Source organism: Streptomyces sp. NPDC012935 (assembly GCF_042900345.1).
GTDB lineage: Bacteria > Actinomycetota > Actinomycetes > Streptomycetales > Streptomycetaceae > Streptomyces.
Genome location: NZ_JBIBBC010000013.1, coordinates 97998 through 119966, shown reverse-complemented (window position 1 = coordinate 119966; position 21969 = coordinate 97998). Strand labels below are relative to the sequence as shown.

Sequence of the window (21969 nt, the reverse complement as noted above, 5' to 3'; positions counted from 1 at the left end):
AATCGGGGGAGCATCGCCCTACGACCCGTCAGATACCACTCTTTCGCCGCAACGCCGGTCTGGGTCTGTCCCGCTCACCGCCGTCGTCCGCCTCACCCTCCTCCCCCGACTCCTCCGCCGGCCTCGCCGGTGCCCGCAGCGCGACTCCCGCCGACAGCAGCAACAGAGCCCCCAGCATCACGAACGGCGCCGCCACGCCCGCGAGGCCCGCGATCAGGCCCGCCGACGCGGGCGCGGCGACCTGCCCGAGGCGGTTGCCGGTCAGGCGCAGGGCGAGGGCCGTGGAGCGGGCGCCGTCGGGGGCCGCCTGGACGACCGTCGTCATGGACAGCGGCTGCCCCACGCCGAGGCAGAAGCCGAGCACCGCCAGGATCAGGGCGAGTGCCCACACCGGCACCGGCAGCGCGATCCCGGCGCACAGCAGGGCAGCCAGCAGGCAGGTCACGGTCAGCAGCAAGGTCCGGCCGAGGAGCCGCAGCAGGGGGGTCAGAACCAGGCGGCAGGCGATGGTGGCCGCGGCGCGCAGGCTGAGCAGGAGGCCGATCACGGACGGGGCGACGCCCCGGTGCTCGCCGACCACCGGGAGATAGGCGGTGAGGATGTCGGTCGCGGACAGCACGGCGAGGCTGATGAAGATGCCGGCGGGCACACCCCTGGCGCGCAGGATGCGCCGGACAGGGACGCGCTCGCCCGTGTCCTTGCCGGACTTGGCCGTCGTACGGCTCTCTATGCGCCACAGCGAGGTCAGCGCGACCGCGCCGCCCGCGCCCGCCGCCAGCAGGGCGAGAGCGCTGGTCCCCGCCATGTCCCGGCCGCCGATCAGCGCGCCCGCGGCGATCGGGCCGACCAGCTGGCCGAGCGAGGCGCCGATCGTGAAGTGGCCGAAGTTGCGGTCCTGTTCGTGCGGGGCGGACTGGCGGGCCACGAGCGACTGGGCGCCGATGACGAAGCAGAGGTGACCGAGGCCCATGACCCCGCTCCAGATCGCCATCGCCCACAGGGAGTCCGCGAGGCCGCTCATGGCGCAGCCGCCGGATATCAGGACCACGCCGACGGGCAGCAGCGGCGCACAGCGGCCGTGGTCGGTGCGGCGGCCCAGCGGGACGGCGACGAACAGCGGGAGCAGGGCGTACACCCCCGCGATCACGCCGATTGCCCGCTCGTCGGCGCCCAGCGCGAGGGCCCGGTAGGAGACGGCGGGCCGGGCCATCGACACCGCCCCCTGCGCGAAGCTGAAGGCGATGACGAGGCGGAGCAGCCAGCCGCGGTTCCCACCGGGCGCCATGATCGTGTTCCTCCCAGACTTGAAGGTGCCGGCTCGCGGGGTCAGATGATTCCGAAGAGGATTCCCGCCGCGAGGATGACGAGGCAGGTGAGCGCCGCCCACTTCACCACGAACTTGGTGTGGTCGCCGAACTCCACCTTGGCCATGCCGACCAGGACGTACACGGCCGGGACGAGCGGGCTCGACATGTGCAGCGGCTGGCCGACCAGGGAGGCGCGGGCCATCTCCAGCGGGGTGACGCCGTGCGCCGCGCCGGCCTCGGCGAGGACCGGCAGGACGCCGAAGTAGAAGCCGTCGTTCGACATGAAGTAGGTGAGCGGGAGGCTCAGGACGCCGGTGACCAGGGCCATGTGCGGGCCCATGCCCTCCGGGATCACGTCCACCATCCACCTGGCCATGTGGTCCACCATGCCGGTGCCCTGGAGGACGCCGGTGAAGACCGCGGCGGCGAAGACCATGCCGGAGACGTTGAGGACGTTGTCGGCGTGGGCGGCGAGACGGGCCTTCTGGTCGGGGATGTGCGGGAAGTTGACCGTCAGGACGAGCGCGGCGCCGAGCAGGAACAGCACCGGGATCGGCAGCCACTCCATGATCATGGCGGTGAGCAGGGCGCCCGTGAGCAGCGCGTTGAACCAGTACAGCTTGGGACGCAGCGTGGGCCGGTTCGGGTCGAGGACCTGGAAGCGCTCCGCGTCGCCGTCCTCGTCGTCACCCTCGGCGTCCGTGCCGGAACCGGCGCCGCCGGTGGCCTTGCCGGCGCCGCCGGTGGCTTTGCCGGTGCCGGAAACACCGGAACCGGAACCGGCGCCGACGAGAACTGTCTCGGCCTCCTTCTCCTCGGCCTTCTCCTCGACCAGGACCTGGTCCAGCGTGAGCACACCCAGGCGCTTGCGCTCGCGCAGGCCGAGGAAGTACGAGAGGACGAAGACGGCCACGAGACCGACGGCGAGCGCCGGGATCATCGGGACGAAGATGTCGCTGGCGTCCAGCTTGAGCGCGGTGGCGGCGCGGGCGGTCGGGCCGCCCCACGGAAGCGTGTTCATCACGCCGTTGGCCATCGCGGCGACACCGGTCATCACGACCAGGCTCATCTTCAGGCGCTTGTACAGCGGGTACATCGCCGAGACGGTGATCATGAAGGTGGTCGAGCCGTCGCCGTCGAGCGAGACGATCGCGGCGAGGATCGCCGTGCCGACCACGATCCGCATCGGGTCGGCCTTGCAGAACTTCAGGATTCCCCGAACGATCGGGTCGAAGAGGCCGACATCGATCATCACACCGAAGTAGACGATCGCGAACATGAGCATCGCCGCGGTGGGGGCGAGGTCGGTGACGCCGTCGAGGACGTAGTCACCGAGCTTGGCGCCCTTTCCGACGAAGACGCAGAACAGTGCCGGAATCAGCACGAGCGCCGCGATCGGCGACATCTTCTTCATCATGATCAGGACCAGGAAGGTCGCGATCATGGCGAAGCCAAGGATGGTCAGCATGAGTGGATACCTAACGTTCGCCCTTGAACGACCCACCAGGGCCGGCGGTGCGTTGACGTTAGGTCCCGTCGAGCGGCGTTAACAAGACGTTGACATGCGAGCAATAAGCGCAAAACTGCTGGTCACAGCTTTGCACTGCTCACAGCGCTGCCACGGTGGCCTGTTTTACTCAGGTCTGCTTCGCCGATGTCCGCGCCGGTCACCCCGTCGACTGCCTTTCTGCTGGGGGTCCGGGGGTCGTCCCCGGGACAAGCAGCACGGGTACGCCGTTGAGGACCGCGTTGCCCGAGAGCGGGTCGAGCAGGCTGCCGTCGAGGAGCTGGTTGACGTTGACGCCGGGGTCCTTCAGCGCATGGTTCAGACGGGTGCCGGGGCGGTTGTGGCCCCAGCCGTGCGGCAGGCTGACGACACCGGGGCGGACCGCGTCGGTGACCTCGGCCTCCGTGACCACTTCCCCGCCGGCACCCTTCACGCGCACGGGCGCACCGTCCCGCAGTCCCAGCCGCTCGGCGTCCTCGGGGTGGATGTGCAGGGTGCAGCGGTTGGTGCCGCCGGTGAGGGCGGGCACGTTGTGCATCCAGCTGTTGTTGGAGCGCAGATGTCGGCGGCCGACCAGGACGAGCCCGTCGGTGCGCTCGCGCAGGGCCGCCCGCAGGCGGGGCAGGTCGTCGGCGATGGGCCGCGGCAGCAGCTCCACCTTGCCGCTCACGGTCTTCAGCGGCTGCGGCAGCCGGGACTTCAGCGGCCCGAGGTCGATGCCGTGCGGATGCGCGAGCAGTTTCTCCAGGCTGAGCCCGTCCGGTCGTACGCCGAAGCCGTCGCCGTACGGGCCGAGGCGCAGCATCAGGTCGAGGCGCCGCTCGGGCCCGTTCACACCGGTGAGTTGCGCGGCGAGTTCCTTCGGATCGCGGCCGTGGACCGGTGAGTGCGGCTCCTTGACCGCCTTGCCGAGGGTCTGGTCGATGACCAGCGCGTCGACCGCGGCCGGGTCGGCGCCGTGCATGCCGGTGGCCGCCAGGATCAGCCGGGCCAGGATCTCGGACTCGGCCATCCGGCCCGGTTCCAGCGGGACGGCGGGGCGGGTGTAGCGGACCTGGTTGCGCACGGCGAGGGTGTTGAAGGCGAAGTCGTGGTGCGGGCTCTGCGAGGGCGGGGGCGGCGGCAGCACGACGTGGGCGTGGCGCGAGGTCTCGTTGAGGTACGGATCGACGCTGACCATGAAGTCGAGCGAGTCGAGGGCCTTGTCGAGGCGGTCGCCGTCGGGGGACGACAGGACCGGGTTGGCGGCGACCGCGATGAGCGCCCGGATCGGCTCGCCCTCCTCGGTGGCGGTGTCGATCTCCTCGGCGAGCGCGGACAGCGGCAACTCGCCCTTGGCCTCGGGATGCCCGCTCACCCGCGACTTCCAGCGCCCGAGCGCGAAGCCGTGGCCGGGCCCGGCGGGGCGCGGCGTCTTGTCGGTGGCCGCCTGCGGGAAGAGAGCGCCGCCGGGGCGGTCGAGGTTGCCGGTGAGGATGTTGAGGACGTCGACGAGCCAGCTGGCCAGGGTGCCGTGCGGCACGGTGCAGCTGCCGATGCGGCCGTAGACGGCGGCGGTGGGGGCGGCGGCCAGTTCGCGGGCGAGGGCGCGGATGGTGCCGGCGTCCACGTCACAGGCGTCCGCCACGGCTTCGGGACTGAAGCCCCGTACGGCGTCCGGGAGTTCGTCGAGCCCTTGGAGGTGCGGTGCCAGCTCACCGGGAGTCACGAGCCCTTCCTCGAAGAGGACGGACGCCATGGCCGCGAGGAGCAGCGCGTCGGTGCCGGGCCGGATCGCGATGTGCCGGTCGGCGAGCTTGGCGGTGCGGGTGCGGCGCGGGTCGATGACGGTGAGGGTGCCGCCGCGGGCCTTCAGCGCCTTGAGCTTGCCCGGGAAGTCGGGGGCGGTGCACAGGCTGCCGTTGGACTCGAGGGGGTTGGCGCCGATGAGCAGCAGATGGTCGGTGTGGTCCAGATCCGGTACGGGGATCGCCAGGGCGTCGCCGTAGAGCAGGCCGCTGGAGACGTGCTTGGGCATCTGGTCGACCGTGGAGGCGGTGAAGATGCTGCGGGTGCGCAGGCCGGCGAGCAGGACCGGCGGGTAGAGCGCGCCCGCCACCGTGTGCACGTTGGGGTTGCCGAGCACGACACCCACCGAGTTGGGCCCGTACCGCTCGACGACCGCCCGGACGCCGGCGGCGACCGCGTCGAAGGCCTCCTCCCAGGTGGCCTCGCGCAGTTCGCCGTCCTTGCGGACGAGTGGGGTGCGCAGCCGGTCGGGGTCACCGTCGACGGCCCCGAAGGAGGCGCCCTTGGGGCAGATGAACCCCTGGCTGAACACGTCGTCACGGTCACCGCGGGCACCGGTGACCGCGGTCCCCTCGATGGTGAGCGTCAGGCCGCAGGTGGCCTCACAGAGGGGGCAGATGCGCAGTGCGGTGCGGGACACGGGTCCTCCCGAGGTGGCGACGGCGGTGGCGCGCGGGTGAGACCGAGCATACCGACCGGTATGCACGGAGGGGAGTCCTCGCCGGGGTGAGGTCGGAAATTCGCGTGCCGTCGGCCCGCCGGACGGCCGGGCGCCTCGGTCCGGCAGCCGCGTCAGCCCGCCGGGGCATCGGTCCCGCACCCGACAGGGCCGTGAGTGCGGCGCCCGGACAGGGCCGTCAGCGCGGCGCGCGGGCAGGGCCGTCAGCACGGCACCCAGGCAGAGCCATCAGCGCGGCACCCGGGCAGGGCCATCGGCACGGCACCCAGGCAGAGCCATCAGCGCGGCGCCCCGGCAGAGCCGTCAGCACGGCACCCAGGCAGAGCCATCGGCACGGCACCCAGGCAGAGCCGTCAGTCCAGCACCCGCGCCAGATACGCCCGCAGCATCGCGCGCGCCTCCTCGATGATCCGTTCGTCGCCCTCCGGGGCCACCCGGAACGCGAGGTGGACCAGGGTGTCGGCGGTCTCGACGGCGATGAGGAAGGTACGACGGAGGTCCTCGTCGGGTTCGCGGCCGAGGTAGCCGGCGAGCAGGTCGGTGAGGGCGTCGGCGACGCGGTGGTTGGGCTCGCCGCGGGTGCCGACGGGGATCTGGTTGCCGAAGTCGACGAGGGAGAAGCCGGGTGCGGTGCGCTTCATGGCGATGTACTCGTCGAGCACGGCGTCCATCGCCGCACGCCAGCCCCCGTCGCCGGCCTCCTTGAGGCGCTCGGTGACACGGGCGGCGTAGCGCTCCAGGTTGCGCTGGGCCAGGGCGTCGGCCATCTGGCGTTTGTTGCCGAAGAACCGGTAGACCGAGCCGATGGGGACGCCGGCGCGCTGGGCGACGGCCCGAGTGCTCAGGTCGTCGTAACCGACCTCGTCGAGGAGGTCGGCGCAGGCGTCCAGGATCCTGGTGAGCCGTTCGGCGCTGCGCCGCTGCACAGGCGCCCGGCGAAGCGTTTCTGGGTGGGGCACGGTCTTCATGATGCCTTTCCGCCTCGATCCGGTGAACCTCGGCCCCCTGTACGGAAGCGGGTGGCTGGCTTGCTCAGTGCGGCGGCGGAGGCGGTCGACGCCGGCGCCGGTGTCGGGGTCGCCTCCGCCTCCGACGCCGTGATGTCGGCCGTGCTCTCGACGGGGTCGTCGTCGACGGCCCACACCGTGCCGTCGTCCGCGTACAGCCGGACGGTGACCTGGTGCGTGCCGCGCGGGACGAGCTCCGCCGGGAGACGGTGGCCGGGGCCGCGCAGCCTGGCGACGAGGCGGTCGTCGATGTAGAGGTACGCGAGCCCCCGACCGGCGACGGCCCGCTCCGGCGCACCGGCGGGCGAGAAGCGGAAGTTGCGGACCGTCAGCCGTACGTCCCAGCCCCGGTCGCCGCCGTCCGGGTCCGGCTGGACCTCGATGCCGACCTCGGGGGCGTCGCCTTTGTCCACCGCGCGATAGTGCTGCCCCTGCGCGTCGGTGTCGTCGAGGACCTTGCCGACCGGGGAGGGCGAGACCGCGTCCGCACCCTGTTGCCGCGCGTCACCGGAGCCGCAGCCCGCGGATCCGGTCAGCAGCAGGACACAGACCGCGAGCGCGGCGAGCAGGGTCCGCGTCCACGACATGCCCGGGAGACTAGAACACCGGTCCGACAGCCGGGTCCCCCTGGAGTCGGGTTCCCGTCCGGTTCTCGTCGTCCCCGCAGATGAGGTCCGGCAGATCACTTGCGCCGGCGAAATCGCAATCCTACGGTGAAGCATAGGAATCAGATCTCAAGGGAGCGATCATGAGCGGGGACGCGCGGAAGACCGCGGAAGGGCTGACCTACCTCTCCGGTTTCGGCAACGAGCACAGCTCGGAGGCGGTGCCCGGCGCCCTTCCCGAGGGCCGGAACTCACCCCAGCGCGCCCCGCTGGGGCTGTACGCGGAGCAGCTGAGCGGTTCGGCGTTCACCGAGCCGAGGGCCCACAACCGCCGCTCGTGGCTGTACCGCATCCGCCCGTCGGCCGCCCACCCGGCCTTCACACGCACCGACAACGGCGCGATCCGTACGGCGCCCTTCACCCAGTCCGAGCCGGACCCGAACCGGCTGCGCTGGAACCCCCTGCCCGAGCCCGCCCCCGGAACCGACTTCCTGGCCGGCCTGTGGACCCTGGGCGGAAACGGCGACGTCACCCAGCGCACCGGCATGGCCGTGCACCTGTATCACGCCACTTCCTCGATGGACCGCGTCTTCAGCGACGCCGACGGCGAGCTGCTGATCGTGCCGGAGCAGGGCGGGCTGCTGCTGCGCACGGAGTTCGGGCTGCTGCATGTGGAGCCGGGACATGTGGCGCTGGTTCCGCGTGGGGTGCGCTTCCGTGTGGAGCTGCTGGATGGCTCCGCCCGCGGCTATGTGTGCGAGAACTACGGGGCGCCCTTCCACCTCCCCGACCTCGGCCCGATCGGCGCCAACGGCCTCGCGAACGCACGGGACTTCAAGGCGCCGGTGGCCGCGTACGAGGACGTCGAGGGCCCGGTCGAGGTGGTGAACAAGTTCTGCGGCAACCTCTGGACCGCCACGTACGACCACTCCCCGCTCGACGTGGTCGCATGGCACGGCAACCATGTGCCGTACATCTATGACCTGCGCCGTTTCAATGTGATCGGCACCATCTCCTACGACCACCCCGACCCGTCGATCTTCACGGTGCTGACGTCCCCGTCGGACACACCGGGCCTCGCGGGCGTCGACTTCGTGGTGTTCGCCCCGCGCTGGCTGGTGGGCGAGGACACTTTCCGGCCGCCGTACTTCCACCGGAACGTGATGAGCGAGTACATGGGCCTCATCGAGGGCGCCTACGACGCGAAGGCGGAGGGCTTCGTGCCCGGTGGCGGGTCGCTGCACAACATGATGTCGGCGCACGGCCCGGACCGGGAGACGTTCGACCGGGCGAGCGCGGCCGAGCTGAAGCCGCAGAAGATCGACGACGGCCTGGCGTTCATGTTCGAGACGCGCTGGCCGCTCACCCTGACCCCGCACGCCGCCCGCGCCGAGCACCTTCAGCAGCGCTACGACGACGTCTGGCACGGCATGGAGCGGCACTTCCGCCCCTTGCAGTAAAGATCCCCGACCGGTACGGATGGCCCCGTGACCTCCTTCGCCCCGGACTCCATCGTCCTGAACCGCAAACTGCCGCTCTGGTACCAGGTGTCGCAGTCACTGCGCGCCTCGATACTGGGCCGCCGGCCGAGCGACCCGCTGCGCCTGCCCACCGAGGAGCAGTTGGCGGAGCACTACGGCGTGAGCGTGCTGACCATGCGCCAGGCGCTCAAAGAGCTGGAGGACGAGGGGCTGATCACGCGCCACCGCAGACGCGGCACCTTCATCGAGCCGGACGCCCTCCCGGGCGCCCCCGTGCGGCTGCTCGGCTCGGTGGACGCGATCGTGGCCCAGCAGTCCGGCATGGTCACGGAGCTGCTGGACCACGGCAGGGCACCCGTGCCCGCCGAAGTCGCCGAGTTCTTCCCGGATGTCGACGAGGTGGCGACGTACCACCGTCTGCGCAGTGAGGAGAAGTCGGGCGACCCGACCAACCACGCCCGCAACTACGTCCGCCCCGAACTTGCCGCGCGCATCGACCTGGACGACCTCGTCCGCTGGCCGATGACCAAGGTGCTGCGGGATGTCGTCGGGGCGGACATCAGCCGCATCACGGACACGGTGGAGGCGCGGCTGGCCGACCCGGAGACGGCACGGCTGCTGCAAGTCCCGCTGCTGAGCCCGATCCTGCACTACACGGGCGTGACGTACGACGGTGAGGGCCGGGTCCTCGACGCGGCGGTCATCCACTACCGCGGCGACCGCTTCTCCTTCACGGTGACCCTGGACGCCACGTGAGCGCTCCGCTGGAAGCAGGTGACCCAGCTGCGGGCCGGTGGGGGCTGGTCGCGCAGTTCCCCGCGCCCCTTTCGGGGCGCTCGCGGCATCGTACGATGCCAAGCGTGACGCACGACGACGCTCCGCTGCTGGCGGACCTCATGCCGTGGTCCGTCGCACCGCCGCGGCTCGGCCGGGGGTGGCCGACGGGCCCCGACGCGGCGTCCCTGAAGGCCCGCTGGGACGCCTTCGTGAAGGCCGAGGGCCCGGACCGGGCCACCCTGCTGGAGCCCACGCGCTCCCGCACCCTGCACTCGGCGGTCGGACAGCTGCCCGGCCGGTCCACCGGCACGGAGAAGCTGATCCGCGCCTCGGGCCCCTGCCCGGAGCCGGTACGGGTGCTGCACGCCCCGTTCGACGAGCAGTGGCTGATCCCCGACCACCGTCTGATCGACGCGGCCCGCCCGGAGCTGTGGCGCGTGATGGACCCCCACCAGGTCTTCGTCCTCGAGACGCCGGAGTCCCGCCTGCTGGCGACCTCCGCGCTCCCGCTCGTCCGCCCGGGACGCATCCGCCCGCTGTACCGCCGCCCCGGCGGCACGGAACCCAACCTGGCCCCGGGCCTGCTGCCGCACCTCGCCTCCCTGCTGGGCCACTCCCCCGCGCCGGCGGACGTCCTCGCCTGGATTCTGGCCGCCGCCCGCCCCGACCTCACCGTCCCGCTCCCGCAGGACCCCGAACTCTGGGCGCACGGCGTCGAGTCGGGCCACCGCATGCTCTGGCTGATGCTCCGCCACGGCGACCGCCCGAAGCTCCCCGGCGGCCGTCGCCCCTACGTCCGTGCCCCGCTCCCGGCCCGCCCGCTGACCCTGCACTACGACCGCGACGAGGAGGCCCTCCACCTCGACGAGGGCCGCATCTCCCCCGTGCCGCCGGAGGCCTGGGACTTCGAGACGGCCGGCGCGAAGGTTCTGGAGCAGTGGTTCACAGCCCGGGTCGTAGAGCCCGAGCCCGGCACGCTGGCGGCGATCCGCCCGGCGACCTGGCCGCAGGCGTGGACGTCGGAGCTGCTGGAACTGATCACGGTCCTGGCCCTGCTGGCGGAACTCCGGCCGCTCCGAGAGGAGTTGACCTCCGCCATCACCGCAACCGACCTCCACGAGGCCGGAGTCCTGCCGGTGCCGGGGGCGGCACGCAGGCCGGCGTCGGTGCTGGACGGGCGCGAGGAGGGCCCGGAGGGGCAACTCGCGCTGATCTAACGCGGGTCGGGGTCGAAGGCGTCCAGCACCCGTTCGAGCGCCCGCGTGAACACCGCCTCCAGATCGATCGGCCCGCTGTCCGCCATGAAGGCCGCGGCCAGCCGCGGATAGGCGCCGGTGGCGACCTGGCTGCCGAGGTAGGCAATGCGGACCGCGTTCTCCTCCTCCTCGGACCAGGGCATGGCACGGGTGCGCTCGGCGGTGGCGATCTCGTTCGCGGTGTACGTCGTCACCACGCCGTTGAGCAGCGCGACCAGCTCCATCTTCACGCTGTACGGAACGTCGAGCGGTTCGAGACAGGCCAGGCAGTGCTCCAGGTAGCGCAGGGTGTTGGGGCTGAAGCCGTACACCCCTGACATCAGCCGGGGCACCCAGGTGTGGCGGTGCATGATGGCCCGGGTCTCCTGCGCGTTGCGGATCATGTCGGCACGCCAGTCGCCCAAGGGCTCCCGGATGTCGTGCTCGGCGCCGATCGCGTCGATCATCAGCTCGTACAGGTCCTCCTTGCGGGGGACGTAGTTGTAGAGCGACATCGTCCCGCAGCCCAGCTCGGCCGCGACATGCCGCATGGACACGGCATCCAGCCCGCCGGTGTCGGCGATCCGCACCGCCGCAGCCGCGATGTCCGCCCGCGTGAACGCGGGCCTGGGGCCACGCCCGGTCCGCTCGGGACGCGCCCAGATCACGTGGGGTTCGGCCGCCTTGCCCGCCATCGATCATCACCTCGGCCACCATCCTAGTTACGTACAGCGTACGTAGTGCGCTATGGTCGACCCATGACTTCTACGTACGCTGTACTTAGTGAAGGCCTGGAGAAGCGATTCGGTGAGGTCCACGCCCTGCGCGGACTCGATCTGGCCGTCCCGCAGGGCACCGTCTGCGGCCTCCTCGGCTCGAACGGCGCGGGCAAGACGACGGCCGTACGGCTCCTCACCACGCTGCTGCGTCCGGACGCCGGGTCGGCGCGGGTCGCCGGGCACGACCTGCTGCGCGATCCGGCGGCCGTCCGCCGCAGCATCGGCGTGACCGGCCAGTACGCCACGGTCGACGGCGACCTCACCGGCCGCCAGAATCTCCGGCTGTTCGCCCGGTTGCACCGGGTGCGCGGGCCGGCCGAGCGGACCGGTGAGCTCCTGGACCGCTTCGGGCTGGCCGAGGCGGCCGACCGGCCGGCATCCACGTACTCCGGCGGCATGCGGCGCCGCCTCGATCTGGCGGCGAGCCTCGTGCGCCGCCCGGACGTGCTGTTCCTGGACGAGCCCACGACCGGCCTCGACCCCGCCAGCCGGGGCCGGATCTGGGACGCCGTGCGAGAGCTGACGGCCGAGGGCACGACCGTCCTGCTGACGACGCAGTATCTGGAGGAGGCCGACCAACTCGCCGACGACATCGCCCTGGTGGACCGGGGACGGGTCGCGCACTCGGGCTCGCCGGCGCAGTTCAAGTCGGTCATCGGCGCACATGTCGAGGTCGTCGTCACCGACGCGGACGTCATGGTGAAGGCGGCTGCCGTGCTGGACCAACTCACCGGCGCCGAGCCGTCGTTCGACCACGAACGGCGGGCCGTCGCCGCGGTCACCCGGGACGCCACACTCACGCTCCCCCGCCTGGTGCGCGAACTCGACTCGGCGGGCGTGCCGTTGCTGGACGCGAGCCTCAAACCGCCGACTCTCGACGACGTGTTCCTGCGACTCACCCAGGAAGCCCAGGAAGCCCAGGAGACCGAGGAAGAGGAGCGTGCGGCATGAGCACCCTGGCGTACGACGGCGGCGCGATGCTGGGCCGGCAGCTGCGGCGGCTCCGCAACAACCCGGGTGTCCTGATCCTGACCCAGACCATGCCGATCACGATGCTGCTGTTCTTCGGCTACGTCTTCGGCAGCGCGCTGGCGATGCCCGGCGCGCAGTACCGCTCCTTCCTGGTGCCCGGCCTGTTGGTGGCGACGGCCGCCAACGGGCTCATGACCGGCATGTTCCAGGCCGCCCAGGACACCCACCGCGGCGTGATGGACCGCCTGCGGACACTGCCGGTGAGCCGGGCCGCCGTGCCGCTGGGCCAGGCGGCCGCGGATCTGCTGGTGACGGCCGCCGGGACGGTGCCTTTCCTGCTGGTCGGGCTCGCGGTGGGCTGGCGGATCGAGGGGTCCGCGCTCGAAGCGGCGGGCGCGGTGGCGCTGTTGCTGCTGTTCCGGTTCGCGATGTCGTGGGTCGGGATCTTCCTCGGGCTGCTGACCCGTAACGAGGAGGCCGCCGGTCAGCTGGGCGGGGCGACCTTCGTCCTGCCGCTGCTGTCCAACGCGTACATCCCGACCGACGGTCTGCCGGGCTGGTTGCGCACCCTCGCCGAGTGGAATCCGATCAGCGCGGTCACCACGGCCCTGCGGGACCTCTTCGGCAACGCGCCGATACCGGACGGTGCCGCCTGGCCGGTCGCCCATCCCGTCGCCGGGTCGCTGGCCTGGTGTGCGGTGCTCATAGCCGTGTTCGCACCGCTCGCGGTACGCCGGTATACGCGCGGGGAGCGGTGACGTCCGGCGACTGAATGACGCGACGACCGCGTCGGCGGCCCGGTGGGTCGCCGACGCGGTCGTCGGTTCGTGCTGGGCGGCCCGTCAACGTCCGTACGTGACCGAGGTGTTACGCGGGGAGGACGCGGGCCGAGGAGCGGGGTGGGTGGAGTTCGAGGTTGGGCCCGCGCCGGGGTAGCGCTCCGTGGCGTCGCTGCGTGCCGTGGGGATGACGGCGGCGACAGCGCGGTGCGACGCCGGGTCGGAGCGGGTTGCCGAGCGCGGGCTTTCCGAGGTCGTCCGGGGAACGCCGGTGCGAGTCAGCGCCCGCCGAACAGCGAACGACGCAGTCGACGCAGCGGGGCGAAGAGCGAGACGCGGCGGACCCGCGCACCCCGGTCGCTACGCGCGTGCGTGGTGTCACGACTGGTCAGCTCACGCATCAGCGAGGTCGCTTCGGCCGCCTCCGTCTGCGGCACGGCGGGACCCGCCAGCACCGACAGATGGCGGTCGAGGCGCGAACTGGTCGCGCTGCTCCCGCAGGTGATCGCAGGGACCCTGGCCCTGCTGCGCACTGTTATCTGATCCATGTCACTCCCCACCCGTACGAGTCCACCCGGCCCGGGCAGGTTAACCCTATCGCCCCGGTGGGGCACTCGTGTATCGCGGTCACAGGATTCACCTTCCCCGTAAGGGTGTTGACGACTCGTCCGTGATTACTCTCCGAATCCAACCGATTTCAGGGCGAGTTGGACAACTGGCTGGCTGGTGGGTTGCGGAGACCCTCCGTCCGGTTCCACGGTCACAGCCAGTGACGTCGCCGACTTGTCGAGACCGGACGCCAGAAAGGGCGTGTCGCCGTCGAAAAGCCCGAGGGAGCGCGGCTGCACATCGGGGCGCATCTCCCAGAGCTGGTGCACCCGGCCGCTCGGCAGATCGCCGTAGCCGCTCAGAGTGACGATCGCGCGCCCCTCAGATGCGGAGGCGACCACTCCGACCGTCCGCCCCTCGGCGTCCTCGCCGGAGGTCGCCCGGGCGTCGGGTGCGGCGAGAACGTTAGCGATCTCACTTGCCCGCGCGCGCTGGGCGTCCAGCTGATCCTGCGTCCTGGTCGCCTGGACGGCGAAGAGGGACGCGACGACGAGGGCCGCGGCGGCCGTGAGGGTGGCGAACGGCGCCAGCAAAGGGCGCGTCCTGGTCGCACGGGTGCGCGGCGGCGGCTGGTTCCCCCACACATGCGGCGGCAGCTGGGTGGCCCGCGCGCGTGCCGGCTCCCGACCGACGGCCTGCCCGGCGGACTCCTGCGGAGTCGACCGTACGGCGGCCAGGACCCGGTCGCGCATCGCGGCGGGCGGTGCGGCGGCCGTCGACCACGCGAGGCGCACGGCGTCCTCGGACAGGGCGCGCACCTCGGCGGCGCAGAGGGCGCAGTTCCGCAGGTGCTTCTCGAAGCGGTACCGCTCGCCGGGTTCCAGGGCGTCGAGGGCGTAGGGGGCGGCGAGGGAGTGCAGGTCCTCGCGCCGGAGCAGTCGGTCGACGAAGCTCACGCGACACCTCCCAGGCACTTGCGCAGCTGGGTGAGTCCGTCGCGCATCCGGGTCTTGACCGTGCCGAGCGGCAGGGAGAGCCGCTCGGCCACTTCACGGTATGTGTAGCCGTCGTAGTAGGCGAGAGTGACGGACTGGCGTTGCAGTGCCGTGAGCCGCTCCAGGCAGCGCCGCACCCACTCGCGTTCGAGGCCGGCCTCGACCTCCTCGGCGACATGGTCGAACGCGGGGTGGTTCGCGCGCAGCGCCTCGCGCTGCTCTCGCTCGCCGGCCGCGCGGGCGCTGCGCACCCGGTCGACGGCGCGGCGGTGGGCGAGGGTGAGGATCCACGACAGGGCACTGCCCCGGCCGGGGTCGAACTTCGCGGCCGACCGCCACAGTTCGAGCAGCACCTCCTGCGCCACCTCCTCCGACTGGGCGGGGTCGCGCACGACCCGCCGTACGAGCCCGAACACCGGCCCGGAGACCAGCCCGTACAGCTCCTCGAACGCCTTCTGGTCCCCGCCCGCCACAAGCACCAGCAGCTCGTCCGCCTCCAACTCGTCTCCCCCTCCAGCCAGACCGCATCTCGGCCGTCTTGTCCCACGAGGTATTCGCAACGAACACACCTCCGGATGGGGTTACGGATCAACGGACCGAAAAAGCGGGTCGAGCAGCCGAAAAATTTGTTTTCGAGATCGACCAATCCGGCCCGTCCCCGGCTCCGAATCCCGGTGCGTCAGGCAAGTTGGCACTGAGGACGGACGGCATGACACCTAATTCCAGGAGCGGTGCGGGACGCAAGGGCCTCGCGACCCTCGTATGCGGTGCGCTGGCCGCCGGGGGGCTCGCAGCCGCCGGCGTGACCGCGCTGGAACCGGGGGCGGCCTCCGCCTCCAGCCACCGCGAGGCCCCGCTGATCTCGGGGACTCCGCAGTACGACAACACGGACGTGTACGCGTTCGTCAGCCCGGACAAGCCGGACACGACGACGATCGTCGCGAACTGGATACCGTTCGAGGAGCCCGCGGGCGGACCGAACTTCTTCACCTTCGCCGAGGACGCCCAGTACGACATCCACATCGACAACAACGGTGACGCGCAGGGCGAGCTGCTGTACCGCTTCACCTTCAAGACGCACACCAAGAACAAGAAGACGTTCCTGTACAACACGGGTCCGGTCGAGAGCCTGGACGACCCCGACCTCAACATCACGCAGACGTACGACGTGGAGCTGCTGAAGCTCAAGGACCAGCACCTGGTGTCGAAGACGAAGGTCGCCAACGACGTACCGGTGGCGCCGTCGAACGTCGGCAAGGCGTCGATGCCGGACTACGCCAAGCTGCGCGACCAGGCCGTGCACAAGCTCGCGGGCGACGCCTCTTCGTTCGCCGGGCAGGCCGACGACCCGTTCTTCCTGGACCTGCGCGTCTTCGACCTGCTGTACGGCGGGAACCTCTCCGAGGTCGGCAACGACACGCTCAAGGGCTACAACGTCAACTCCATCGCCCTGCAGGTCCCGACGCACATGATCGCCGAGTCGGCGGACCAGCCGATCGTCGGCATCTGGTCGACGACCCAGCGCAAGAACGCGCAGGGCCACTTCGAGCAGGTCTCGCGCCTGGGCAGCCCGCTCGTCAACGAGGTCGTCAACCCCATCAAGGACAAGGACAAGTTCAACGCGTCCTCGCCCTGGGAGGACGCCCAGTTCCTGAAGAACGTCACCAACCCGGAGCTGCCGAAGCTCATCGAGGCGATCTACAAGATCCCGGCGCCCGACGAGCCGCGCAACGACCTCGTCGACGTCTTCCTCAAGGGCGTGAAGGGCCTCAACCAGCCTCCGCACGTCACGCCTTCGGAGATGCTGCGCCTGAACACCTCGATCAAGCCGACCGCCGAACCCAAGCGGCTCGGTGTCCTCGACGGCGACAACGCCGGCTTCCCGAACGGCCGTCGCCTCACCGACGACGTGATCGACGCCTCGCTCCAGGTCGTCGAGGGTGAACTGCTCGGCGCCAAGAACGACCTGGGTGACGCCGTCGACAAGAACGACAAGGACTTCGAGAAGGCCTTCCCGTACGTCGCCCTCCCGACCGAGGGTTCCCGCGGCCCGCTCGCCAAGGGCACGGACGGCGAGACGGACGTCCGCAGCCAGCTCGGCGACGCGCTGCAGCCGGCGGGGGCCTCCGGCGGGACGGACGACATGACCCTGATCGCCGGTTCGGCAGGCGCCGGAGCGCTGGGCATCCTGCTGATCGGCGGGGCCCTGATGTGGTGGCGCCGGATGCGGGACCGGGCGTACTAGGCGCTCCGCGAAACCGCCGGGAACGGCAGCCGGTCGTCTGCGGGTCCAGTGTGGCTGGTCGCGCCCCCGCGGCGAAGCCGCACAGCGATACAGCCCCGCGCCCCTTGCGGGGCGTGCCCGACCGGGCTCTCCAACTGGCGCGGCCCGCGCAGTACTCATCCCCCACGGCGCGGGCCGCGCCGCCGCACGCAGCAACCACCGTCGCAGAAAAGCCGATCGAGGAGAGGGCATGGCCCCGCGTACGAACGACAGCGCATCCCAGCCCGTCCGGCGTTTGAGGACGAGGCCGTTCAGGCCGATGGGGGTCCAGGGGGCGCAGCCCCCTGGCGGGGTCGAAGGGGCGGAGTCCCTGGAGGACGGGAAGGGTAAGGGCGGCGGGGGCGAGAACCGCGTGGCCGCACTGCGCCGCGTAGCCGCAGCCGCACGCCGCAGCCGCGCACTCCACCTGACCGGCTGCGCCACCCTGCTGGCCGTGGCACTCACCGCCGGTTCCATCGCACTCGGCGCCGCCCGCGACGACGCGAGCCAGAGCCTCGCCCCGGCGTCCGCCGCGGTGTCGCCCGGCCTCCTCGCCACCGGCGACCTGGACGCGGGCATCTCCTCCCTCCAGGCCCACCTGCGCGACCAGCCCAAGGACTTCGGCAGCTGGGCCACCCTCGGCCTCGCCTACGTCGAGCAGGCCCGCACCAAGGGCGACCCCTCCCGCTACCCGCAGGCCGAGCAGGCCTTCAAGCGCTCACTGGAGCTGAGCCGCGACAACGACCAGGCTCTCGCCGGCCGCGCCGCCCTCGCCGCCGCGCGCCACGACTTCGAGGCCGCCCTCAAGTACGCCGACCAGGCGCTGAAGGTGAACCCCTACAGCGAACGCGCCCTGTGCACCCGTACCGACGCCCTGGTCGAACTCGGCCGCTACGCCGACGCGGCCAAGGCCGCCAAGACGGCCGACGACCGCCGGCCGGGTGTCCCGGTCTTCACGCGGTACGCGTACGTGCAGGAGCTGCGCGGTGACGTACGGACGGCCGAGCGGGTGCTGGAGCAGGCCCTCTCCTCCGCCACCACCCCCGGCGACATCGCCTACGTCGCCACCCAGCTCGGCCAACTCGCCTGGAACCAGGGCGACTACGACACCGCCCTCACCCACTACGCCCGTGCCCTTGCCGCCGACGAGAACTACGTCCCCGCGCTGGAGGGCCGCGCCCGCGCCCAGGCAGCGAGCGGTGACAGGGCCGGCGCGATCAAGGGGCTGAAGGACGTCGTGGCCCGTTACCCGCTCCCGGGCCCGCTCGTCGAACTCGGCGAGCTGTACGAAGCGGCCGGCGACCGGACCAAGGCCGACGACCAGTACGCCCTCGTCGACGCGTGGACGGCTCTCGCCCGCGCCAACGGCGTCAACGCCGACCTCGACACCGCCCTCGCGGCGGCCGACCACGGCGACAAGGCGTCCGCCCTGCGCGCAGCCCGCGCCGAGTGGAACCGCCGCCACACCGTGCACACCGCGGACGCCCTCGCCTGGGCCCTGCACGTCAACGGCAAGGACGAGGAAGCCCTGCCCTACGCCCGCAGGGCCACGGCCACCGGCTACCGCAACGCCGCGTTCCTCTACCACCGCGGAATCATCGAGCGCGCCACGGGCAACGCCGAGAACGCCCGCGAGCACCTCGGGGCCGCGCTGAAGTTGAACCCAGGCTTCGCACCGCTGGGCGCCGAGGAAGCCCGTAAGGCCCTCAAGAACCCGGAGGCGGCCAAGTGACCCTGCGTCGTCCGCTCGCCTCCTGCGCCGCCGTCCTCACGGCGGCCTGCGCGCTCGCGCTGTTCTCCTCCCCTCCCGCGAGCGCGCACCCCCTCGGCAACTTCACCGTCAACCGCTACGACGGCCTCGTCGCCACCCCCGGCGAACTACGTGTCCATCACGTCGAGGACCTCGCCGAGATCCCGGCGACCCAGGCCGGGCCGGACATCGAGAAGGCGGGCATGACGGCATGGGCCCGGCAGCGGTGCGAGGAAGCCGTGCGGGGCAGCGAGGTCACCGTGGACGGCCGTACGGTCGAACTGGCGCTAGACAGCAGCCACGCGCGCGTGCGGCCCGGTCAGGCGGGGCTCGACACCCTCCGCGTCGAGTGCCGGATGGCGGCGCCGCTGCCCGAGAACGCCGGCGACGCCATGCTCGACCTCGGCTTCCGCGGCGCGGGCGCGGAGTCCGGCCCCGGCTGGCGGGAGGTCACGGCACGCGGCGACCGTATGACGCTCACCGCCTCGGACGTGCCGAAGGAGTCGATCTCCCGCGAACTGACCGAGTATCCGGAGGAGTTGCTCTCCTCTCCGGCGGACACCGAATCCGCGTCCCTGCGGGTGCGCCCGGGCGGACCCGCCCTCGCCGAGGCGGACCAGAACGCCCCCGCGTCCTCCGTCCTGCCGCGGGGCGCCGACCGCTGGACGCGTGCCCTCGACGACCTGGTCTCCCGCCACGACCTGACCGTCGGCTTCGCCGCACTCGCCCTGCTCCTGGCGATCTTCCTCGGCGCGATGCACGCGCTCGCCCCGGGCCACGGCAAGACCCTGATGGCGGCGGTGGCGGCGGCCCGCGGCGGCCGGGCCCGCATGAAGGACGTCCTGCCCCTGGCCGCCTCGGTGACGGTCACGCACACCCTGGGGGTCGTCGCCCTGGGCCTCCTGGTCACGGCCGGTTCGGCGGCGGCACCCTCGGTCATCACCTGGCTGGGCATCGCGAGCGGCGCCCTGGTGATCGTGGCGGGCGCGACGCTCGTACGCCGCGCCTGGCACATCCGCGGCCACGGCCGCCTCCCCACACACGGACACGAACACGTGCACGGCCATGACCATCCCCACGGGCACGCGCACGACGACCAGACCCACCCGCACGACGGCCACACCCACCCGCACGACCACGCCGACGGACACGAGCACACCCACGAGGCCGACCACACCCACGAGCGCCAACCAGTCCTGGTCGCCGCTCACGCCCACACCGCGACACCGGCGCCCACCCCCGCGCACGGCCACGTCCATGCGCACGCCCCCGCCGGCCACACCCACCAGCACAGACACGACCACGACCACGACCACGGACACGACCACGACCACGACCACGACCACGACCACGGACATGACCACGCACACGACGACCCCCACCCGCACAGTCACCCCCGCACCACCCGTGGCCTGCTCACCCACACACACGGCGGCTTCACCCACACCCACTCCACCGCCCCCACCCTGCGCGGCACGATCCTCCTCGGATTCGCCGGCGGCCTCGTGCCCAGCCCCTCCGCGGTCGTCGTGCTCGTCGGCGCTGCGGCGCTCGGGAAGGCGTGGTTCGGGCTGCTGCTCGTCGTCGCGTACGGCGTCGGACTCGCGCTCACCCTCACCGCGGCCGGGTTCGCCGTCGTGAGGCTGGGTACGGGAGTGACGCGGGTGCTGGACAGGCAGCCCCGCTGGATGGCGCACCCGCTGACGGTCTTCGTCCGCAGGACCGCTCCACTGGGATCCGCGGTGCTCGTCGTGCTGATCGGGGCCGGATTGGTTCTCCAGGGGGCGGCATCCGCACTCGGCTGAGCTACTTTTGTGGAGAAATCACGCGGAGTGCAGATTTCGCTCGGATGCGAATGGGGGACGCCCGTGTCCGAAGAACCGGGCAGTGAACGTCTGATCGCGGGCCGCTACCGCCTTCTGTCCCCGCTCGGCGAGGGCGGCATGGGCACCGTGTGGCGGGCCCGCGACGAGCTGCTGCACCGCGAGGTCGCGGTCAAGGAGGTGCGCGCGCCGCACGGGCTGCCGGGCCCGGAGGTCGAGCGGATGTACGCCCGGCTGGAGCGCGAGGCGTGGGCGGCGGCGCGGGTCGCCAACCGCAATGTCGTCACGGTGTACGACGTGGCCACGCAGGACGGCCGGCCCTGGATCGTGATGGAGCTGGTCCGCGGCATCTCGCTGGCCGAGCTGCTGGACGCCGAGGGGCCGCTGGACCCCCAGCGCGTCGCGCACATCGGCGCCGAGGTGCTGTCCGCGCTGCGGGCCGCGCACGAGGCGGGGGTGCTGCACCGGGACGTGAAGCCGGCGAACGTGCTGCTGTCGAACGACGGCCGAGTCGTCCTGACCGACTTCGGCATCGCCATGGTCGAGGGCAGCTCCGCGCTGACGATGACCGGCGAGGTCATCGGCTCCCCCGAGTTCCTCGCCCCGGAGCGGGCGCTGGGCCGCACGCCCGGCCCGCAGTCCGACCTGTGGTCCCTCGGCGTGCTCCTGTACGCGGCCGTGGAAGGCAACTCCCCGTTCCGCCAGACCACCCCCCTCAGCACCCTGCGCGCGATCGTCGACGAGGAGCTGCCCCCGCCCCGCCGGGCCGGACCGCTCGCCCCCGTCATCGAGGGCCTCCTGCGCAAGGACCCGGCCGAGCGGCTGCCCGCCGACCGGGCCGAGCAGGACCTGCGCATCATCGGTGCGGGAGGGACACCGCGCGCGGACGCCGTACAGGCGACTCCGTACACGCCGACCGTCGCGGCCCACCGGACGCCGCCGCGGACGGCCCCCACGGCCCCTGTGCCGCCGCCCGGACCCACGCGGCCCACGGCAGCTGCCGCGTCCGGCCAGAACACCGCTCCGGTCCGGCCCGAGCGCAACCGCCGCGCCGCCGTAGCGCTGATCGCGGGCATCGCCGCCCTCGCACTTGCGGTGGCAGGGCTGACGTACGCCCTCCTCAACCGCGGGGACGGCAACGGCGGGAACGCGGGCGGCCAGGAGACCACCACCCGTACGGGCGAGGCGACTTCGCCGACCGAGACGGACGACGAGGAGGCGACCGACGGGGGTCAGAGCCCGACGCCCAGTCCGAGCAGCAGCCGTACGACTCCCGCCCCGCAGTCCGTGAAGGTGACGCTGGCGGGCGCCAACACCGAGTACTCCGGGTCCTGTCCGCCGCCGGACGGGCAGGCGCCCGCCTTCACGGCGACGTTCACGGTGGGGCGGCTGCCGGCGCAGGTCAGCTATCGCTGGGTGTCGCAGGACGGCGAGGTCATGGACCAGGGCTGGAAGACCCTGTCCTTCCCGGAGGGCGGGGGGCGGAACAAGCAGGACAGGGCCTTCGTGACGACGTACGACGACAGCGGGACGTTCGAGAACGAGATCAGTGTCGAGGTGCGCGACCCGGTGGAGACGAAGTCCAACTCGGTGCCGTTCTCGGTGACCTGTGAGACGGAGACCCCGACCGACGGGGTCTCGCCTACGCCTACCGGATCGCCCGGCTCCTAGGT

At 71.8% G+C, this 21969-nt stretch carries 18 protein-coding genes; 9 read left to right on the top strand and 9 right to left on the bottom strand.

Translation table 11 applies throughout. The features are described from left to right. Positions 1-28: 28 nt before the first annotated feature. From ACFY5C_RS28140 to ACFY5C_RS28120, 5 genes are all read right to left on the bottom strand, one after another. Positions 29-1285 carry an MFS transporter gene (locus ACFY5C_RS28140; protein WP_389448885.1) on the bottom strand — a complete coding sequence of 419 codons (1257 nt, stop codon included), beginning with the start codon at positions 1283-1285 and terminating at the stop codon, positions 29-31. 41 nt (positions 1286-1326) lie between these two features. Further along, positions 1327-2775, bottom strand: a complete 1449-nt coding sequence (locus ACFY5C_RS28135; RefSeq protein ID WP_389448881.1) for a CitMHS family transporter — start codon at positions 2773-2775, stop codon at positions 1327-1329. Between the two features lie 199 nt (positions 2776-2974). Beyond that, a complete protein-coding gene (locus ACFY5C_RS28130) occupies positions 2975-5242 on the bottom strand; it encodes a molybdopterin oxidoreductase family protein (RefSeq protein WP_389448878.1) in 2268 nt (755 codons plus the stop codon). A 392-nt stretch (positions 5243-5634) separates the two neighbouring features. Beyond that, a complete protein-coding gene (locus tag ACFY5C_RS28125) occupies positions 5635-6249 on the bottom strand; it encodes a TetR family transcriptional regulator (protein ID WP_389448875.1) in 615 nt (204 codons plus the stop codon). Then, on the bottom strand, positions 6246-6875 hold the full coding sequence (locus tag ACFY5C_RS28120) for a hypothetical protein (protein ID WP_389448872.1): 630 nt from the start codon (positions 6873-6875) through the stop codon (positions 6246-6248). The genes ACFY5C_RS28125 and ACFY5C_RS28120 overlap by 4 nt, the downstream gene beginning before the upstream one ends. 161 nt (positions 6876-7036) lie before the next feature. Here ACFY5C_RS28120 and hmgA point away from each other — a divergent pair, with 161 nt between their 5' ends. From hmgA to ACFY5C_RS28105, 3 genes are all read left to right on the top strand, one after another. Next, a complete protein-coding gene (gene hmgA / locus ACFY5C_RS28115) occupies positions 7037-8353 on the top strand; it encodes a homogentisate 1,2-dioxygenase (protein ID WP_389448870.1) in 1317 nt (438 codons plus the stop codon). Between the two features lie 27 nt (positions 8354-8380). After that, positions 8381-9130 (top strand): GntR family transcriptional regulator, encoded by a 750-nt coding sequence (locus ACFY5C_RS28110; protein WP_389448867.1) that lies wholly within the window; start codon positions 8381-8383, stop codon positions 9128-9130. Between the two features lie 95 nt (positions 9131-9225). Continuing rightward, entirely contained in the window at positions 9226-10368 is a 1143-nt protein-coding gene (locus ACFY5C_RS28105) for a type ISP restriction/modification enzyme (protein WP_389448864.1), read from the top strand. Here the strand turns inward: ACFY5C_RS28105 and ACFY5C_RS28100 are convergent. After that, complete coding sequence (locus ACFY5C_RS28100) at positions 10365-11081, bottom strand: TetR/AcrR family transcriptional regulator (protein WP_389448860.1); 717 nt, start codon at positions 11079-11081, stop codon at positions 10365-10367. The genes ACFY5C_RS28105 and ACFY5C_RS28100 overlap by 4 nt on opposite strands. A gap of 63 nt (positions 11082-11144) precedes the next feature. Here ACFY5C_RS28100 and ACFY5C_RS28095 point away from each other — a divergent pair, with 63 nt between their 5' ends. Then, the gene (locus ACFY5C_RS28095) at positions 11145-12116 is read left to right on the top strand and encodes an ATP-binding cassette domain-containing protein (protein ID WP_389448857.1); all 972 of its coding nucleotides are present in this window, start codon (positions 11145-11147) and stop codon (positions 12114-12116) included. Continuing rightward, positions 12113-12895, top strand: a complete 783-nt coding sequence (locus ACFY5C_RS28090; protein WP_389448854.1) for an ABC transporter permease — start codon at positions 12113-12115, stop codon at positions 12893-12895. The genes ACFY5C_RS28095 and ACFY5C_RS28090 overlap by 4 nt, the downstream gene beginning before the upstream one ends. A gap of 299 nt (positions 12896-13194) precedes the next feature. On the opposite strand, the gene ACFY5C_RS28085 is transcribed toward ACFY5C_RS28090, so the two are convergent. The 3 genes from ACFY5C_RS28085 to ACFY5C_RS28075 all read right to left on the bottom strand — a co-directional run bounded on the left by ACFY5C_RS28085 (position 13195) and on the right by ACFY5C_RS28075 (position 14960). Then, a complete protein-coding gene (locus ACFY5C_RS28085; RefSeq protein ID WP_328882664.1) occupies positions 13195-13464 on the bottom strand; it encodes a hypothetical protein in 270 nt (89 codons plus the stop codon). 126 nt (positions 13465-13590) lie between these two features. Beyond that, positions 13591-14421 (bottom strand): anti-sigma factor domain-containing protein, encoded by an 831-nt coding sequence (locus ACFY5C_RS28080; RefSeq protein WP_389448851.1) that lies wholly within the window; start codon positions 14419-14421, stop codon positions 13591-13593. Continuing rightward, on the bottom strand, positions 14418-14960 hold the full coding sequence (locus ACFY5C_RS28075) for a sigma-70 family RNA polymerase sigma factor (RefSeq protein ID WP_190073442.1): 543 nt from the start codon (positions 14958-14960) through the stop codon (positions 14418-14420). Before ACFY5C_RS28075 ends, ACFY5C_RS28080 begins: the two co-directional genes overlap by 4 nt. Positions 14961-15169: 209 nt before the next feature. Here ACFY5C_RS28075 and ACFY5C_RS28070 point away from each other — a divergent pair, with 209 nt between their 5' ends. The 4 genes from ACFY5C_RS28070 to ACFY5C_RS28055 all read left to right on the top strand — a co-directional run bounded on the left by ACFY5C_RS28070 (position 15170) and on the right by ACFY5C_RS28055 (position 21967). Beyond that, positions 15170-16705: a DUF4331 domain-containing protein gene (locus tag ACFY5C_RS28070; protein ID WP_389448848.1), complete on the top strand. Its 1536-nt coding sequence runs from the start codon at positions 15170-15172 to the stop codon at positions 16703-16705. 298 nt (positions 16706-17003) lie between these two features. Continuing rightward, positions 17004-18455 carry a tetratricopeptide repeat protein gene (locus ACFY5C_RS28065; protein ID WP_389448845.1) on the top strand — a complete coding sequence of 484 codons (1452 nt, stop codon included), beginning with the start codon at positions 17004-17006 and terminating at the stop codon, positions 18453-18455. Continuing rightward, positions 18452-20278, top strand: a complete 1827-nt coding sequence (locus ACFY5C_RS28060; protein WP_389448842.1) for a nickel transporter — start codon at positions 18452-18454, stop codon at positions 20276-20278. The genes ACFY5C_RS28065 and ACFY5C_RS28060 overlap by 4 nt, the downstream gene beginning before the upstream one ends. Before the next feature lie 63 nt (positions 20279-20341). Beyond that, positions 20342-21967 (top strand): serine/threonine-protein kinase, encoded by a 1626-nt coding sequence (locus ACFY5C_RS28055; protein WP_389448839.1) that lies wholly within the window; start codon positions 20342-20344, stop codon positions 21965-21967. Positions 21968-21969 lie beyond the last annotated feature (2 nt).